Genomic DNA, 14,990 nt, shown 5'->3' on the forward strand with positions numbered 1-14,990 from the left:
GCGCAGCTCAATTCTTAAATCCCAGATAAACCTAGATGATAAAAACTCTTGTTTCTTGTCTATTGGTGGTAGGAACAACCTCCTTAGCGGGAGTAATCGCCCCGGCTCAAGCCTTTACCCCTCTCTCCTTAACCAAAACCTTCAACAACCCCACCGCTGAAGAGTACGACAATTTTGGCTATTCCGTGTCCCTCAGTGGTACATCTGCCTTGATTGGGGCTTATGGGGATAAAACCGGCGCATCGGGTGCGGGGTCAGCCTATTTGTTTGATACAACCACAGGCACCCTCAAGCAAACCTTCAACAACCCCACCGCTGAAGATTTCGACAATTTTGGCTATTCCGTGTCCCTCAGTGGCACAACTGCCTTGATTGGGGCTCCTTACGATAGCACCGGCGCAACGGGTGCGGGGTCAGCCTATTTGTTTGATACAACCACAGGCAACCTCCTGAAAACCTTCAACAACCCCACCGCTGAAGATTTCGACTATTTTGGCTATTCCGTGTCCCTCAGTGGCACAACTGCCTTGATTGGGGCTTATCGGGATGACACCGGCGCAACGAATGCGGGGTCAGCCTATTTGTTTGATACAACCACAGGCAACCTCCTGAAAACCTTCAACAACCCCACCGCTGAAGATGACGACTATTTTGGCTATTCCGTGTCCCTCAGTGGCACAACTGCCTTGATTGGGGCTTATCGGGATGACACCGGCGCAACGAATGCGGGGTCAGCCTATTTGTTTGATACAATCACTGGCGACCTCCTGAAAACCTTCAACAACCCCACCGCTGAAGATTTCGACTATTTTGGCTATTCCGTGTCCCTCAGTGGTACATCTGCCTTGATTGGGGCTCCTAGCGATAACACCGGCGCAACGGTTGCGGGGTCAGCCTATTTGTTTGATACAACCACAGGCAACCTCCTGAAAACCTTCAACAACCCCACCGCTGAAGAGTACGACAATTTTGGCTATTCCGTGTCCCTCAGTGGCACATCTGCCTTGATTGGGGCTATTAACGATAACACCGGCGCAACGAATGCGGGGTCAGCCTATTTGTTTGAGACAACCACAGGCACCCTCCAGCAAACCTTCAACAACCCCACCGCTGAAGATTACGACTATTTTGGCAATTCCGTGTCCCTCAGTGGCACAACTGCCTTGATTGGGGCTTATGGGGATAGCACCGGCGCAACGAGTGCGGGGTCAGCCTATTTGTATCAAGAAACTCAAACAGTGCAAGTGCCTGAACCATCCTTAACTATCCTGGGTACAGGAGTGGTTTTAGGTGTTCTACCTTTTCTTAAAAAAGGGAAAAAGGACAAGGAGAAAGATATCTAGAAAATAGCGAGGGAGACAAAATTATTTGTAGGACGGGTTAGCGGTAGCGTAACATGATCAGTCCTTGGGTTTCATGCTTCTACGTTCTTCGGCATCGCACTTAGACTGACAGCTGCCATCAATGTGCATGGTGCGTTCCCCAAAAGCGATCTCTGGAGTAATAGGACTTGCATTAGGGAACGCACCCTACAGCACTAATTTTATTTTCTTAGCCAATTGATTAAAAGATTTTTAATCCGTATTAGTCTTTCTGGTGAGATAGTTCCTAAACGTGCATTGATTACAGATGATTCGACACTTGTTAATCGTCCTAGTCGAATTAAAGAAGCCACTTTAAGTCCAGTAGTAATATAGTCAGAATCTGAGGTATTAATAATTTCGTCAAATCCTAGAGTAGCTTGATGGAGACGAGAAGAAATTAAAGCAAGTAATAAATCACGATGGCGACTTGGTGAAATAGCAATAATTAAAGCTGGACGCAGTTTTCCTGATTTCAAGTCTGCTTGAGGAAAACGAATTAGAACAATATCACCTGGTTTCATGGTTGATAAATTTCTTGAGCATCTGCTAGGGAATATTCAATTTCATCTCCTTCTTTGAAAAATTGCTCTAATGAAAATTTTTGCCAGTCTTCATCTTGCCAATTAGTATGTTCTGAAATCTTGTTTGGCTCAGGGGAAATTAATCGGGTAAAGTTGGCAATTTTTTCAACAATGTCATCAGGTAATCGGTCAATCTGTTGGTGAAGTTCTTCACGAATTGTAGCAGACATAAGTTAAATTATTTGATTAAGGTGTAGAATGGATATTATTGATTATAACTCAGATATTGGGTGGTAATTTGGGAAAAAGTAATGTTGGGTTTCTACCAGATCAGAGATCGCACTACGTTCTTCGGCATCGCACTCCTCATCCCCAAAAAGCGATCGCCCTTGGCGTTCCTATCCCAAGCAGTGACAATTTTAAAGTTTAATCAACAAGATGACAGCGATCGCACTACAAGATCGGCATCTGTGATTGATGTACGGCGAAACTCATTTAATTCTTGTTGAGATAGGGGGAGACAGTCCGAATCTGCTTCGGCTGCTTTGTCAATTTCTTCCTCAGTCATTGCTGCAACTTTTTCCCAATCTGTCTTACCATGACTAACATTTTCGGGATCAAGTCTGACTCTGGTAATATTGTCGTCGTTCATTTTTATTGGCTCTCCTTGCTGAAATAATGCGGTATCTGCCGTTTCTTTTGGTATAGACGACCAATAAAACTACTTGATTAACTATACCGATTACTTGAATTCTAGTTTCATTATAATCACGTTTATCTTCTCTTTCCAGACAGTTGGGATCTAGAAAAATGTTTTTTGCATCTTCAAAATCAATTTTATGCTTGAGCAAGTTGGCAGCAGCTTTATTATTGTCCCATTCTATCTCCATTTTATCGAGATTTTGTATCTAGTTCATAATATTTTGGATTATAAGTAGGTAGGCGTTAAAAATTATCAGATGCCCCCCTTATCAAGGGGGGATTAAGGGGGGATCGAACCTAAAATCCATTTTTAATTTAATTATAACCAGCTACTTACATGATCGCCCTTTCCCATCATCAAAAAGCGATCGCCAACTCCGAAACCTTGCTAACATAATAAAAAATCATATTCAATAAACCTCATCGTGAGTTCCAATATCAATTAGGTTGATCTCTTCTTCTTGGGTTTCAGGGTTTGATTCAAAATTGAAAATTATTCGACAATCATATTCAACAGAAAAAGCCCAAGCATCTGATAATTTCCCTTTTAGTTTATGGCTGCGTAATATTGGATTATAGGGATCGTCAGCGAGTAGTCTCAATTTGGCTTCTATTTTTGATTTTAAGTCGGGTTGTCGTTTAATCCTTGTTTTGAAAGCGCATTTAAATGATTGGCTAAAAACCAAGTTAATCATTGTTTAGTTTGGCAATAATGGAATCAACATCTCCTCGAAAAACATTACCATTTTGATAGTCTTGTCGAGCTTGAGAAATATTTTGAGCAATTTGTTCTCGTCTTTTTTCGATTTGCCGATGTTTAACAATATTGATCAAGTCATCTTGTTCATCAAAAGAGAGATAGTCAATCATTTCTAAGATTTGACTAAATTGCATTGTTGGCGGCATTGTTACTTTCCCCTTTTTCAATACAGACTTTTATTTTACTCTGCTTGGGCAATAATGACATCCGCGATCGCGGATCGATGACAACTTTCCAACTCACAAAGAGAGATCGCCTCTCCTTATCCCCAAAAAGCGATCGCCATTGGCGTTCCTATCCCAAGCAATGACAATTTCAGAGTTTAATCAAGAAGATAACAGCGATCGCACTACAAGATCGGCAATCATAGTTCAATTCCATTGATCCAAATTTCATACTCGCTTATATCAACTTCATCATTCCAAACGATTCCGCTACCTGATGGATCAAGTTGAAAGTTTTTAAAGAAAGCATAGTTTTTAAGGGAAGAAAACATCGTTTTTTCTAGTAGATTTTCACAGTTATATTTTCTAGCTTGATGATTAGAAAAATGCACCAATAGAGTATAATTTTCAATGATTTCGGCTGATGTTATTTTGGGATAAAGCATTGTTTTATTTCAAAGGTGGTAATTTATTAAATTCTTGAGTGTTCCACATTTTCAATAATTCTGATTGATAGATTGTTGCCCATTCTACAACCATTTTTGTGGCTCTATTAGGTAAGTCTCCTTCAATGATTTCTAAGGTTTCCAGATTAAATAGGGCGTTATATTCTCCATAAATCGCATGAAAATGGGGAGGTGGATGATCGGCAAAAAAGATTTTAATGATAATTCCATAAAATCGAGTAATTTCTGGCATAAATCTATTTTTATAAGTCTTGCTTTATGACAAAAATATTATAACAAAGCTTGTTGGGTTTTGTTACCTCGACCTAAACGACAAGATCAGCAATCGCACTCCTCATCCCCAAAAAGCGATCGCCAGTGACGTTCCTATCCCAAGCAATGGCAGTTTTAAAGTTTAATCAAGAAGATAACGGCGATCGCACTGCCATCAATGGGCATGGTACGTTCCCAAAAAGCGAGCGCTTTGTAGCAGGACTTGCATTAGGGAACGCACCCTACGGCGATAGCGTACTGCTATGCAGTGCCTTCGGCATCGCACTTCCCATTGTCCTAATCTAAAACAATAGTAGTTCCTGTCCTAAAGGCACGATAACGACCTCTGTTAGGAACTTCAATGATTTCACCGTAGCCTTCTCTTAGACAAAAATTGAAGGGATCATTTGGAGCTTTTTTGCATTTACCGCATTCATGCCAGCCATCTCCAGTATTGTTATCGTATCTACACTTTTTGTTAGAAACTGGAATAAAACAATTCATAAAATTTTGACTATTTGGAGTATTGCCAAAACTACCCTGAAGTGGAGGAGAAATACGATATCGCCATTGACCATCCATTGTTTTATAACTTTCGCATTTATAAGTTTTTGGCTTGGCTTGAACAGGAGTTGATGATGCGACTGCTACAAGAACTGTAGCCAGCATGGAAACACTCAAAAGTTTGCGAATCATAAAAACTACCTTGTATTTGTCTTAATTCTTTGACTCAAACTCTGTCTAACTATTGATTATACAGAAACTTTCTGTCTAACAGTCCTCAGAGTAACGACAGGTGGAAACTTGCGGCATACTACTCCATTTTAGCGCAATCGCTGGAACTTTTCCCCATATCATACCCAAGAGCATATTAGCCAGATTAAACAACCTCTTTTAAGTGGATTCCTAACAACAAGCTCAAATAAAATCGACGTTTCGGGAAGTGTAGCACTAAGTCTTCAATCCACCCGACAATTACCTAATTTTCGGGAAAAAAGTGCCTAAATTTTGCCACCGGCTGGCACTTTTTGAGGACAAAAAGTCTAAAAGTATTCTCCAACAATGTTTTTAGCTCTATTCAGCCAACCCTATTTATTGGTGTACTTGCAAATGAAGGACATAATGACCTAAAATCAGGTTATCTGACCATAATTCGTACTCTAGACGCAAATATTCGGGGAAATTATCCCCCTCTAATTGGAGACTACGGGTATAGTTGCGGAGGCGAAAAGCGTAACCCGGTTGAGAACTTTCGGCATTTAACCAGAAGCGACTGACACCAAAAACCCCTTGCTCCCAAAAATGACGATAGGCGAATCTTCCCTGGCCCTGCATGGTCATAATTACCCGATTGGCCGAAATTTCTAGCCAAATTAATTTATTTTGATTATTTTTGGGTTTAAGTGTCTCTATTTCTGCGAGAGCGACTGGTGGTTGATTGAGGAGAAGATGAAACCGGTGGCGATCCTTTTGGTAGAGGGTAGCGGAAGTGTCTAAAGAGGAGAGGATGGGTAGATCTGTCGAGAGCAGACAGAGGGAGACGGGACGGCGGTGATGAGCAAGCATAGACTAGACTTAATGGTGTCCTTATCTCCACAATAGTTGATTCTCTGCCCACCGCTACCAGCACCGGAAATTTTTTTGAGAAAAAATCCAGAAAGCACTTGCATTATTGAGGGACTTATGATTATAATTATTAATTGTGAGTAGCCTTCCTCGGTAGCTCAGTGGTAGAGCGGTCGGCTGTTAACCGATTGGTCGTAGGTTCGAATCCCACCCGGGGAGTTAATCAGAAATAGAAGCGGCAATAGTTTTTTATTGCCGCTTTTTGCTCTGACTAGAGAATTTCAGCGATCGCATTTTCCGGGCCGACTAAAGAAATGTAAGGATTTTGAAAATATTTGCTGGCTACCGATCGCGCTTGTTCGGGAGTAATCTGATTAATAGAATCCAGGAAAGTGCGATCGAATTCAATCCCCAAACCTAAGCTTTCATACCAACCGTATAATTGAGCGATTTCGGAGTTAGTTTGTTTACCGAGAGCATATTGACCCAATAACTTATTTTTAGCTGACTGTAACTCCCCCTCACTCAAAGTTACTTTATATAACCTTTCTGCTTCCTGACGCAATCCCGACACGGCGATCGCTGTATTTTGAGGTGCAGTTCCCATATAAATGACAAATTGGGAAGAATCGAGACGGGTGGGATAAAAAGCGGAAACATCGTAGGCTAATCCCCGTTTTTCTCGCAATTCCACGAATAGACGACTAGATAACCCATTCCCCAGATAGGTACTCAATAATTTTAAAACGGCATAATCATCCTCTTGTACAGAGGACCCGGGGTATCCTAACATAACGATCGCCTGTTGACTAGCTTGGACGGTAGTTAAACAGGTGGGCTGAAAATCAAAAGCGGCCGGGGGTAAACTAGATAAAGGAATATCTGGAATTGACCAACTGCCAAAAATTTCCGTCACTGCTTTTACTGCTTGCTCTAGGGTAATACGGCCAGAAAGACTAATTACCAGGTTATCGGGACGGAAAAAGCGACTATGATAGGCCAGCAGCTCCTCCCGTTGCAATTGAGAAACCGTTGCCTCCGTACCCAATAAAGACATACCATAGGGATGATCGGGGTACATAGCGGCGCGTAATTGATTAAAAGCCACATTAAAAGGCTGTTCCAATTGAGAGCGAATGCTTTGACGGGTGAGATTTTTCTCTAATTCGATTTCTGGGGGTGGAAAACTGGGAAAACGAATAATTTCCGCCGCTAGACGCAATATATCTAAAAAATCCTTTGTAACGGTCTTTAAACTAACCACAAAATAATCAGTCCCCGTGTCCGCACTTAAACCGGCCCCCGTGGACTCAACGCGATCAGCAATTTCTAGGGAAGATAACTTTTCTGTACCTTTGGTGAGCAGCACGGCTAAAAGACGAAATAAACCCGCTTTTTCGGGTTTTTCCCAACGAGTACCCGCATTTTTGAGAAAAATCCTCCCTGCAACTAACTCCACGGCCGTATTTTCCACCACTAAAAGGGTGATGCCATTTTCTAAGGTTAAGCGGTGAATGGGGGAAGCGGACATCGTTTATTCACAGGGTTGCATTATTGTAATAGCATATCGCTCCGGGGAGAGATACTGACGAGCCAGACGTTGTAGATCTGACGGTTGAAAACTTTGGATAACTTGGGGATAGATCGTTGCTAGGTCGGCAGCTCTCAGGGTTTGATAATATCCATAGAGTCCCGCTAATTGGCCCGGGGTTTCTGTGGAGAAAATATAATCGTTAGCTAATAACTGTTGAGTGCGGTGTAATTCTGCGGGGGTGACGGGATCATCGTGCAGACATTGGAGGTGTTCACAGATAATACCTTCAATTGTCTCAGTTTCTGAGCTAGATAGCCAAGCACCGATGGTAAAGAGACTGGAATCTCGTTGCAGGGAAAAATTACTGTTAATATCGAGGACGATTTGCGCTTCTTCCCGCAGCTGTCGCACTAACCGCGAACAGCGTCCTCCGGCAAGAATTACCGAAATCAAGTCTAATCCAAAGGCATCTTCTAGGCGATCGCATCCTGGTCCAGTCCATCCCATCAAGAGACGAGAATGTTCTAGGTGGGGTAAATGTACTTGGGAACGACGAATTTCGATCAGGGGGGGTTCGGCAGCCACTAGATTCGCAGGGGATTCCGAGGGGACGGGAAATTCCCGAAAAGATTGCCGGATAATTTCTAAAGCTGGTTGGGGTTCAATTCCCCCGATAATCGCCACACACATATTTTCTGGTTGATAATAAGTGCGATGGAAACAGCGCATTTGATTGGGGGTTAATTGCTCTAAACAGGGTTGATCGCCTAGAATAGATCGTCCGTAGGGATGGTTTTGATAGATACTTCCGCAGAGGGTTTGGTAGGCAATCCAATCGGGATCATCATAACAGGCCCGTAATTCTTCTAAAACTACATCTTTTTCCCGATAGAATTCCTCATCGTCAATCTCAGCATGGAGGAGAATTTCGGCCAGATGGGGTAAGGTATGTTCAATTTGATCCACACTGGTGGTGAGATAGAAGTGTGCGTAATCGTGACTGGTGGCAGCGTTGGTCATTCCGCCACAATTTTCGATTAAATAGTCAAAGAGTCCGGGGGGGAGTTTTTTCGTCCCCTTAAAGATCATGTGTTCGAGAAAATGGGCCATACCTAACCATGGATCAGGTTCAGCGATCGCACCTGCTTTCACCCACACATCCACCACCACCACAGGAGTCACGGGTAAATACTGATGAATTACGGTTAAACCGTGATCTAATTGCCATACCTGAGCGGGAAAAGAACTCGTTTGACACTGCGCTATCGACTTGATCAATGTCCGTTAACCAGATTTTTTGTTAAATTCTATACCTAGGTTATCTTATTCTCTTGTCTGTTTAACCATTAAAAAACTTTTGTCATGATTTCTAGATAATTCCGCCAAATATCAGCTATCTTGAAGCCATCAGGAGTCAGGAGTCAGGAGACTCCGAGACAGGAGATTATTTTATTTATTCTCCCCACACCCCACACCCGTTCGGACCTCGGCCTGAGCTCGGTCGAACGCTGAGCTCACGGCCGAAGCCCACACCCCACACCCTCTTTCAAGTCAGGAGATTATTTTATTTAATTCATAATTCCCACTAACTAAATGACTGAGCAAGATACTGACTGGATAGGTTTGATGATCGGCAATTCTCGGCTACATTGGGGGTATTTTCGCGGTCAAACCCTGTTAGCTTGTCTCGATACTCCCCACCTGAGGGAACCCCTAAGTAATGAATTTTTGCAACAAATTTTCCCTAAACTCTTGACAAATAAATGTAACTGTGCATTGATTGTCGCATCCGTGGTTCCTAGCCAAAGAGAATTATGGGCAAATTATGGCAATTTACGGATAATTACTTTAAAAGACATTCCTTTGCTGGATTTATATGCAACATTCGGCATTGATCGAGCTTTAGCTGTCTTAGGTGCTGGAGAAAAATACGGATTTCCCTGTTTAGTCATCGATGCGGGGACAGCCTTAACTTTTACGGGAGTGGATGGGGATAAAAAGCTAGTGGGGGGAGCAATTTTACCCGGGTTCAAGGTGCAATTAGCCAGTTTAAGGGAACGGACGGCAGCCTTACCAGAGGTGTCCTTACCGGAAAGATTACCCCAGATCTGGGCAAAAGAAACAGCAGAAGGGATAAGAAGTGGGATAATCTATACAATTTTGGCAGGAATAGAAAAATTCAGTCGGGAATGGTTAAATTTATATCCAGAGAGCAGGATAATTTTCACAGGGGGAGATGGGGACTTAATTAGGGATTACTGGCAAGAAAAGGCCATTAAATCGCTCCTAGTGGATAAGACGATAATTTTTGAGGGAATTGCTGCAGTTAGGGGAATCTCCTCCTGTTTAATTGACAAAGGCGAACATATCTAGTAAAGTCGGAGAAAGTTTTCTCAACTTGGGAAATTTCTCAACAACTGGGCAAAAAATTCAGGATATAGTTATGGCGATCATTCTAGTAACCGGTTCTGCTGGTTTAATCGGTTCCGAATCAGTGAGATTTTTTTGTGATCGGGGTTATACCGTTGTCGGCATCGATAATAATATGCGTCAGGTATTTTTTGGTGAAGACGCTTCAACGGAGTGGAATCGAGCCAAATTATCCCAAGATTACGGGGATAAATACATTCACCATGCTGTGGATATTCGCGATCATGAAGCTATTTCAGCTATCTTTAAAACCTATAGTCATGATATATCCTTAATTATCCATACGGCGGCGCAACCTTCCCACGATTGGGCAGCTAAGGATCCCTATATGGATTTTAGTGTCAATGCTAACGGAACTTTAGTATTATTAGAAAATACTCGTCAACACTGTCCCCAAGCAGTATTTATTTTCTGTTCCACTAATAAAGTTTACGGGGATAGACCGAATGAATTACCTTTAGTAGAAAAAGAACTACGTTGGGAAATCTCGGAAAATCATCCTTATTTTGCTCAAGGTATTGACGAGTTGATGAGTATTGATGCTTGTAAACATTCTTTGTTTGGTGCCTCGAAAGTGGCAGCGGATGTGTTAGTACAGGAATATGGGCGTTATTTTGAGATGAAAACTGCCTCTTTTCGTGGCGGTTGTTTAACCGGTCCAAGTCATTCGGGAACCCAATTACACGGGTTTTTATCCTACTTGATGAAATGTACGATGATTGGCAAAGAATACAGTATTTATGGGTATAAGGGTAAGCAGGTACGCGATAATATTCATAGTTACGATCTCGTCAATGCTTTCTATCATTTTTATCAGGCCCCGCGAGTAGCAGAAGTTTATAATATCGGTGGTAGTCGCTTTAGTAATTGTTCCATGTTAGAAGCTATTCAAGAATGTGAAGCGATTGCGGATAAAAAGTTAAACTGGCAGTATGTAGAGACCAATCGTATTGGTGATCATATCTGGTGGATTTCTGATGTGAGTAAGTTTAAAAATCATTATCCTGATTGGCAGTTAACCTACACAGTAACGGATATTCTCAAGGAGATTTTTAGTCAAAACGTTAGCCGTTGGACTTAGGGTAAATCAAGAATTATTCTGGTCAATTTTTATCTGCTAGTTTTCCCTCGTTACCAAAGTGATTTTTAGCAAAATATACTGCTAGTAATTGAGGGACTATGTTAATTAGTTAGTAAGAGGATATTAATCGCAATATTGACCTAGAAAAACTAAACCAGAGCATATTTTAAGATACCATTATGTTAACTAAAATCTACAACAATAAAATTTTCCGATTTCTCATTGCTGGGGGAGTGGCATTTCTAATCAACTTATTCTTAATTTATTGGTTCATTGATGACTTGGGATTTAATACACCATTTTTGAAGAATGTTGCTAATGTCATTTCGATAGAAATATCTTTAATTGCTAGTTTTTTTATCTATAGAATCTGGGTGTGGACTGGAGGAGATTGGACAATCAGAGATGTGATTTTGATACAACTTCCTCTCTATCATCTCTCGGCAGGTTTAGCAGTTTTACTGCGAGTTTTCTTGATATTTCCCTTCTTAAACTGGTTAGGAATTAGCCCCGGAGTTAACACAATGATCGGGGTTTTAGTGGGTGCTAGTATTAATTATGTCGCCAGTGATAGCCTAATTTTTAAACCCAAGAATAAGACTAATGAGACAGAAATGTACTATCCCGAAGGATTAGCGCCAGCTTTCGAGATGGACGGTTACTCTCACCCACGTCAATCAAGGGATAACCATGGGGTAAAAACCCTATCAATAGTTATTCCTGCTTACAACGAAGAAGATTGCATCGAAAGCACAACTCACTTAATATCCGAACGTTTAGAAGAGGATAAAATTGATTATGAAATCCTAGTGGTTAATGACAATAGCAAAGATAACACCGAAGCAGTTCTGCAAAAAATCAACCAAGACAATCCTCGGATTCGCTACATCAATAACTATTATCCCAATGGTTTTGGTTTTGCGGTGCGCTGTGGGTTAGAAAATTTTAGCGGGGATGCAGTTGCAGTAGTAATGGCAGATAATTCCGACTCTCCCGATAACATGGTGGACTATTATTATAAACTCCAAGAAGGCTACGATTGCGTTTTTGGTTCTCGTTTTATCAAAGGAGGAAAAGTTATTGATTATCCCAAGCACAAGTTATTCGTCAATCGTTTGGCTAATCTATTCATTCAAGTTTTATTTGGGCTAAAATTTAATGATACCACTAACGCCTTTAAAATCTATCGTAAGGAGGTTATCGAAGGAATCTCACCTCTACTATCTCACCATTTTAACTTAACAGTAGAGATGCCCTTAAAAGCAATCGTGCGAGGATATTCCTATACGACAATTCCCATCACTTGGCGCAATCGTACCACGGGGGTTTCCAAGTTAAAACTCAAGGAAATGGGCAGTCGTTATTTATTTATAGTTCTCTCTATCTGGTTAGAAAAACACCTTTCTAGAGGCGACTATAAGCGCAAACGGAAAAAAAATCAAGTTGTTTGATAATTATCATCTAGTGGAGTATTTTTGATGACTAGGCAAGTGTTAATTACTGGTGGTGCGGGTTTTGTGGGCAGTTCTTTAGGTTTGGGATTAGCCCAACGTTATCCTGATTGGAAAATTATCGCTTTAGATAACTTAAAACGTCGCGGTTCTGAATTAAATATTCCCCGTCTCAAACAAGCGGGAATTGAATTTGTTCATGGAGATGTCAGAAATGCGGAAGACTTAGAAGCATCCGCTTTGCCAGTGGATTTAATCCTAGAATGTTCGGCAGAACCTTCCGTTTTAGCTGGTTATAATTCCCCCGGCTATGTTTTGCAGACTAACTTAATTGGAACGATTAACTGTTTAGAATTAGCTAGACAAACCCAAGCAGATTTTATTTTTCTCTCCACCAGCAGAGTTTATCCTATAGCCTATCTTAATCAATTAAACTATACAGAAACAGATACTCGTTTTCAGTTATCTGAACAGCAAGATTTACCCGGGGTTTCTGCTTTTGGTATAAGTGAACGGTTTCCCTTAGATTTGCCCCGTTCTCTCTACGGTTCCACTAAGTTAGCATCGGAATTGATTATTAATGAATATGGGGATGCCTACGGATTAAGAACTTTAATTAATCGCTGTGGAGTTTTAACCGGTCCTTGGCAGATGGGAAAAGTTGATCAGGGAGTTTTTGCCCTTTGGGTAGCTAATCATTACTTTCAGAAGTCCTTAAAATATATCGGTTATGGGGGTACAGGGAAACAGGTTAGAGATTTTCTTCATGTAGCTGATTTACTCGATTTAATCGATATTCAGATTGCTAATTTAGAACAATTCAAAGGGCAGACTTTTAATGTGGGGGGTGGGCAAGATTTTTCTTTGTCTCTTTACGAAACCACCAAACTATGTCAAGAAATCACGGGCAATAGTATAATGATTGAGGCAATTCCCGAAAATCGCACCGGAGATATGCCAATTTTTATCACTGATTCTCGCAAAATCAGTTCTATAACTGGATGGCAACCCCAGCGAGACGGTAGAAAATTAATCCAAGATATTTTTGATTGGATTTATAATCATGAGAAGGAACTTAAAGGTATTTTTTAACTGAACAATTATGCAGAAAAAATCTCTCAAATCACCTGTAGTCGTCAAGGGAATACTAATTATCATTACCGCCTACTTTTTTCTGGCAAATTTGCCTAGTATTGATTGGCTAGAAATTGGTTTAGATGCTTCTTGGGCTTTTGCTATTAGTGATGCTGCCCATAAACAGTTAATTTTTGGACAAGATATTATCTTCACCTATGGACCCCTAGGCTATCTGGTTCATGGCACATCTTTAAATCACAACTTTTCCCAAATTATCTATTTTCGCTGGTTGATACACCTTTGTCTATTAGGGGTGGTTATTCTCAGATTATTATTTATTAAAAGCTATAGCAATCAAATAGTTTTTGTGCTGTCAATTATTTTTGCCACTCTAGTAGGAAATCCCTACACCAGTATCGGCTTTACTGTTGATTATCAGATTACATTTATCCTTTTGATACTCATGTCTTTTGATAACTTTTTTCAAAAGTACATCAATTATTTAGCTATAGCTATTGGCATGATCAGTGGGTTCTCTATACTCACTAAACTAACTCTAGGAATTTATCTAGCAGGCAGCCTGTTTATCTACATACTTGTTAATATTGTTCGGGGATATTTTCAGAAGTCACCATCGATAGTTATAAAAAATGTTCTCGCTGGTATCAACTTAACTTTAACCATTCCTTCCATTGCCTTTATTTTTCTCTATCCAGCTGCCTCTAACCGAGCCTTTATTCACATTATAGTTAATTTTTGCATTGCCGGAGGAGTAGCTTTGGCTCTCTGGTTTATCGTCAGATATACTCACCTATCAGCACCCCCCGTATTAAGGGAGGCAAGGGGGATCAAAGGCAGAATCTATCTTCTATTTAATCAGAACCACTTGCTTAACTTGTTACCTCTGTTAGTATTTTATGGGCTTTATGGTTTACTTCTCGTCCAAACAATTAATCTAAATAATTTTCCCTCTCTCATGGAATATTTGAGCAATTCTTGGCAAATTTCTTCTGGTTATTCCAGTGCGATGAGTATTGTAGGAAATTACCCGCGTTTACTAATTGCTTTGCTCTGTTTTGCCTTAAGTTTGCTTTTAATGTCGCTGGCAATTATAGACCAAAAAATTAGTCTGGCTATTGCCTATATTTTCCCTATATTTTTATCATTTAAGCATGGATTTGTTAGGCAAGATGCTCACGTTGTTGTTTTTACACTTGTGGTTATTATCTTAGCTTCTCTCTATACAACAATTATTAAAAAATCTCGGTTTAAGAAAATTGCTTATTGTGCTTGGGGAATAATTTTTTTGGGATGTATTATTATCACCTCTAGTCCTAATTCAACCATACTGGAAAATGCTCGCCAGTGGAGTAATTTCAGTCCCGATAGAGTGGTTAATAATATTGGGGTGGTCATTTCCTCTATCCTTAATCCCACAGAATTAAAGATGCGAGGTGAAAGAAGTACAACTCAAAATTTACAAGTCATTGCTACCGCTACCAAAATACCCGATTCTGTGCTGGAAAAAGTGCAAGGCAAAACTATTGATATAATTCCCTGGGAATTTTCACTTATTCCGGGCAATCAGCTTAATTGGAAACCGAGGCCGATTATTCAATCC

Annotated in this window: 19 protein-coding genes and 1 tRNA gene; 8 read left to right on the plus strand and 12 right to left on the minus strand. The window is 40.7% G+C overall.

Features of this window, described 5'->3' with window-relative positions; translation table 11 throughout:
- Positions 1 to 35 precede the first annotated feature (35 nt).
- Positions 36 to 1,343 (plus strand): FG-GAP repeat protein, encoded by a 1,308-nt coding sequence (locus LW728_RS13395; RefSeq protein ID WP_287766956.1) that lies wholly within the window; start codon positions 36 to 38, stop codon positions 1,341 to 1,343.
- A gap of 200 nt (positions 1,344 to 1,543) precedes the next feature.
- On the opposite strand, the gene LW728_RS13400 is transcribed toward LW728_RS13395, so the two are convergent.
- From LW728_RS13400 to LW728_RS13435, 8 genes are all read right to left on the minus strand, one after another.
- A complete protein-coding gene (locus LW728_RS13400) occupies positions 1,544 to 1,885 on the minus strand; it encodes a type II toxin-antitoxin system PemK/MazF family toxin (RefSeq protein WP_002801547.1) in 342 nt (113 codons plus the stop codon).
- The gene (locus tag LW728_RS13405; RefSeq protein WP_287766957.1) at positions 1,882 to 2,115 is read right to left on the minus strand and encodes a hypothetical protein; all 234 of its coding nucleotides are present in this window, start codon (positions 2,113 to 2,115) and stop codon (positions 1,882 to 1,884) included. The genes LW728_RS13400 and LW728_RS13405 overlap by 4 nt, the downstream gene beginning before the upstream one ends.
- A 200-nt stretch (positions 2,116 to 2,315) precedes the next feature.
- The gene (locus LW728_RS13410) at positions 2,316 to 2,537 is read right to left on the minus strand and encodes a hypothetical protein (RefSeq protein WP_002801544.1); all 222 of its coding nucleotides are present in this window, start codon (positions 2,535 to 2,537) and stop codon (positions 2,316 to 2,318) included.
- Positions 2,503 to 2,775, minus strand: a complete 273-nt coding sequence (locus tag LW728_RS13415) for a BrnT family toxin (RefSeq protein ID WP_002777949.1) — start codon at positions 2,773 to 2,775, stop codon at positions 2,503 to 2,505. The genes LW728_RS13410 and LW728_RS13415 overlap by 35 nt, the downstream gene beginning before the upstream one ends.
- Before the next feature lie 222 nt (positions 2,776 to 2,997).
- Complete coding sequence (locus LW728_RS13420; protein ID WP_002801542.1) at positions 2,998 to 3,282, minus strand: type II toxin-antitoxin system RelE/ParE family toxin; 285 nt, start codon at positions 3,280 to 3,282, stop codon at positions 2,998 to 3,000.
- Entirely contained in the window at positions 3,275 to 3,493 is a 219-nt protein-coding gene (locus LW728_RS13425) for a hypothetical protein (protein WP_002801541.1), read from the minus strand. The genes LW728_RS13420 and LW728_RS13425 overlap by 8 nt, the downstream gene beginning before the upstream one ends.
- A gap of 218 nt (positions 3,494 to 3,711) precedes the next feature.
- Positions 3,712 to 3,957 carry a DUF2442 domain-containing protein gene (locus LW728_RS13430; RefSeq protein ID WP_002737254.1) on the minus strand — a complete coding sequence of 82 codons (246 nt, stop codon included), beginning with the start codon at positions 3,955 to 3,957 and terminating at the stop codon, positions 3,712 to 3,714.
- 4 nt (positions 3,958 to 3,961) lie between these two features.
- Positions 3,962 to 4,210, minus strand: a complete 249-nt coding sequence (locus LW728_RS13435; protein WP_002736965.1) for a DUF4160 domain-containing protein — start codon at positions 4,208 to 4,210, stop codon at positions 3,962 to 3,964.
- 125 nt (positions 4,211 to 4,335) lie between these two features.
- Here LW728_RS13435 and LW728_RS13440 point away from each other — a divergent pair, with 125 nt between their 5' ends.
- A complete protein-coding gene (locus tag LW728_RS13440; protein WP_287766958.1) occupies positions 4,336 to 4,536 on the plus strand; it encodes a hypothetical protein in 201 nt (66 codons plus the stop codon).
- Here LW728_RS13440 and LW728_RS13445 read toward each other — a convergent pair.
- Both LW728_RS13445 and LW728_RS13450 read right to left on the minus strand, forming a co-directional pair.
- On the minus strand, positions 4,528 to 4,926 hold the full coding sequence (locus LW728_RS13445; protein WP_043997799.1) for a hypothetical protein: 399 nt from the start codon (positions 4,924 to 4,926) through the stop codon (positions 4,528 to 4,530). The genes LW728_RS13440 and LW728_RS13445 overlap by 9 nt on opposite strands.
- Before the next feature lie 396 nt (positions 4,927 to 5,322).
- On the minus strand, positions 5,323 to 5,796 hold the full coding sequence (locus LW728_RS13450; protein WP_287766959.1) for a hypothetical protein: 474 nt from the start codon (positions 5,794 to 5,796) through the stop codon (positions 5,323 to 5,325).
- Positions 5,797 to 5,943: 147 nt separating this feature from the next.
- On the opposite strand from LW728_RS13450, the gene LW728_RS13455 reads away from it, so the two are divergent.
- Positions 5,944 to 6,015 (plus strand) — tRNA-Asn (locus tag LW728_RS13455).
- A 52-nt stretch (positions 6,016 to 6,067) separates the two neighbouring features.
- Here LW728_RS13455 and LW728_RS13460 read toward each other — a convergent pair.
- Positions 6,068 to 7,327, minus strand: a complete 1,260-nt coding sequence (locus LW728_RS13460) for a M16 family metallopeptidase (RefSeq protein WP_287766960.1) — start codon at positions 7,325 to 7,327, stop codon at positions 6,068 to 6,070.
- 3 nt (positions 7,328 to 7,330) lie between these two features.
- Positions 7,331 to 8,608, minus strand: coding sequence for a M16 family metallopeptidase (locus tag LW728_RS13465; protein WP_002801534.1), 1,278 nt, complete (start codon positions 8,606 to 8,608; stop codon positions 7,331 to 7,333).
- 315 nt (positions 8,609 to 8,923) lie between these two features.
- Between LW728_RS13465 and LW728_RS13470 the strand changes: the two genes are divergently transcribed.
- The 5 genes from LW728_RS13470 to LW728_RS13490 form a co-directional block, all read left to right on the plus strand.
- Positions 8,924 to 9,703 (plus strand): pantothenate kinase, encoded by a 780-nt coding sequence (locus tag LW728_RS13470; RefSeq protein WP_287766962.1) that lies wholly within the window; start codon positions 8,924 to 8,926, stop codon positions 9,701 to 9,703.
- A 70-nt stretch (positions 9,704 to 9,773) separates the two neighbouring features.
- Complete coding sequence (locus LW728_RS13475) at positions 9,774 to 10,841, plus strand: NAD-dependent epimerase/dehydratase family protein (RefSeq protein ID WP_002801532.1); 1,068 nt, start codon at positions 9,774 to 9,776, stop codon at positions 10,839 to 10,841.
- 179 nt (positions 10,842 to 11,020) lie between these two features.
- A complete protein-coding gene (locus LW728_RS13480; RefSeq protein WP_002801531.1) occupies positions 11,021 to 12,292 on the plus strand; it encodes a glycosyltransferase in 1,272 nt (423 codons plus the stop codon).
- Positions 12,293 to 12,319: 27 nt separating this feature from the next.
- The gene (locus tag LW728_RS13485) at positions 12,320 to 13,384 is read left to right on the plus strand and encodes an NAD-dependent epimerase/dehydratase family protein (RefSeq protein WP_287766963.1); all 1,065 of its coding nucleotides are present in this window, start codon (positions 12,320 to 12,322) and stop codon (positions 13,382 to 13,384) included.
- Between the two features lie 10 nt (positions 13,385 to 13,394).
- On the plus strand, positions 13,395 to 14,990 hold a 1,596-nt coding region (locus LW728_RS13490), incomplete at its 3' end, for a hypothetical protein (RefSeq protein WP_287766964.1).

Origin of the sequence: Microcystis sp. 49638_E5 (assembly GCF_021300285.1) — a bacterium.
Lineage (GTDB): Bacteria > Cyanobacteriota > Cyanobacteriia > Cyanobacteriales > Microcystaceae > Microcystis > Microcystis aeruginosa_C.

Bases quoted from the DNA above. Each gene is read 5' to 3' on its own strand.
- LW728_RS13395 (WP_287766956.1), top strand. From the start codon at position 36: ATGATAAAAACTCTTGTTTCTTGTCTATTGGTGGTAGGAACAACCTCC.
- LW728_RS13400 (WP_002801547.1), bottom strand. From the start codon at position 1,885: ATGAAACCAGGTGATATTGTTCTAATTCGTTTTCCTCAAGCAGACTTG.
- LW728_RS13405 (WP_287766957.1), bottom strand. From the start codon at position 2,115: ATGTCTGCTACAATTCGTGAAGAACTTCACCAACAGATTGACCGATTA.
- LW728_RS13410 (WP_002801544.1), bottom strand. From the start codon at position 2,537: ATGAACGACGACAATATTACCAGAGTCAGACTTGATCCCGAAAATGTT.
- LW728_RS13415 (WP_002777949.1), bottom strand. From the start codon at position 2,775: ATGGAGATAGAATGGGACAATAATAAAGCTGCTGCCAACTTGCTCAAG.
- LW728_RS13420 (WP_002801542.1), bottom strand. From the start codon at position 3,282: ATGATTAACTTGGTTTTTAGCCAATCATTTAAATGCGCTTTCAAAACA.
- LW728_RS13425 (WP_002801541.1), bottom strand. From the start codon at position 3,493: ATGCCGCCAACAATGCAATTTAGTCAAATCTTAGAAATGATTGACTAT.
- LW728_RS13430 (WP_002737254.1), bottom strand. From the start codon at position 3,957: ATGCTTTATCCCAAAATAACATCAGCCGAAATCATTGAAAATTATACT.
- LW728_RS13435 (WP_002736965.1), bottom strand. From the start codon at position 4,210: ATGCCAGAAATTACTCGATTTTATGGAATTATCATTAAAATCTTTTTT.
- LW728_RS13445 (WP_043997799.1), bottom strand. From the start codon at position 4,926: ATGATTCGCAAACTTTTGAGTGTTTCCATGCTGGCTACAGTTCTTGTA.
- LW728_RS13450 (WP_287766959.1), bottom strand. From the start codon at position 5,796: ATGCTTGCTCATCACCGCCGTCCCGTCTCCCTCTGTCTGCTCTCGACA.
- LW728_RS13460 (WP_287766960.1), bottom strand. From the start codon at position 7,327: ATGTCCGCTTCCCCCATTCACCGCTTAACCTTAGAAAATGGCATCACC.
- LW728_RS13470 (WP_287766962.1), top strand. From the start codon at position 8,924: ATGACTGAGCAAGATACTGACTGGATAGGTTTGATGATCGGCAATTCT.
- LW728_RS13475 (WP_002801532.1), top strand. From the start codon at position 9,774: ATGGCGATCATTCTAGTAACCGGTTCTGCTGGTTTAATCGGTTCCGAA.
- LW728_RS13480 (WP_002801531.1), top strand. From the start codon at position 11,021: ATGTTAACTAAAATCTACAACAATAAAATTTTCCGATTTCTCATTGCT.
- LW728_RS13485 (WP_287766963.1), top strand. From the start codon at position 12,320: ATGACTAGGCAAGTGTTAATTACTGGTGGTGCGGGTTTTGTGGGCAGT.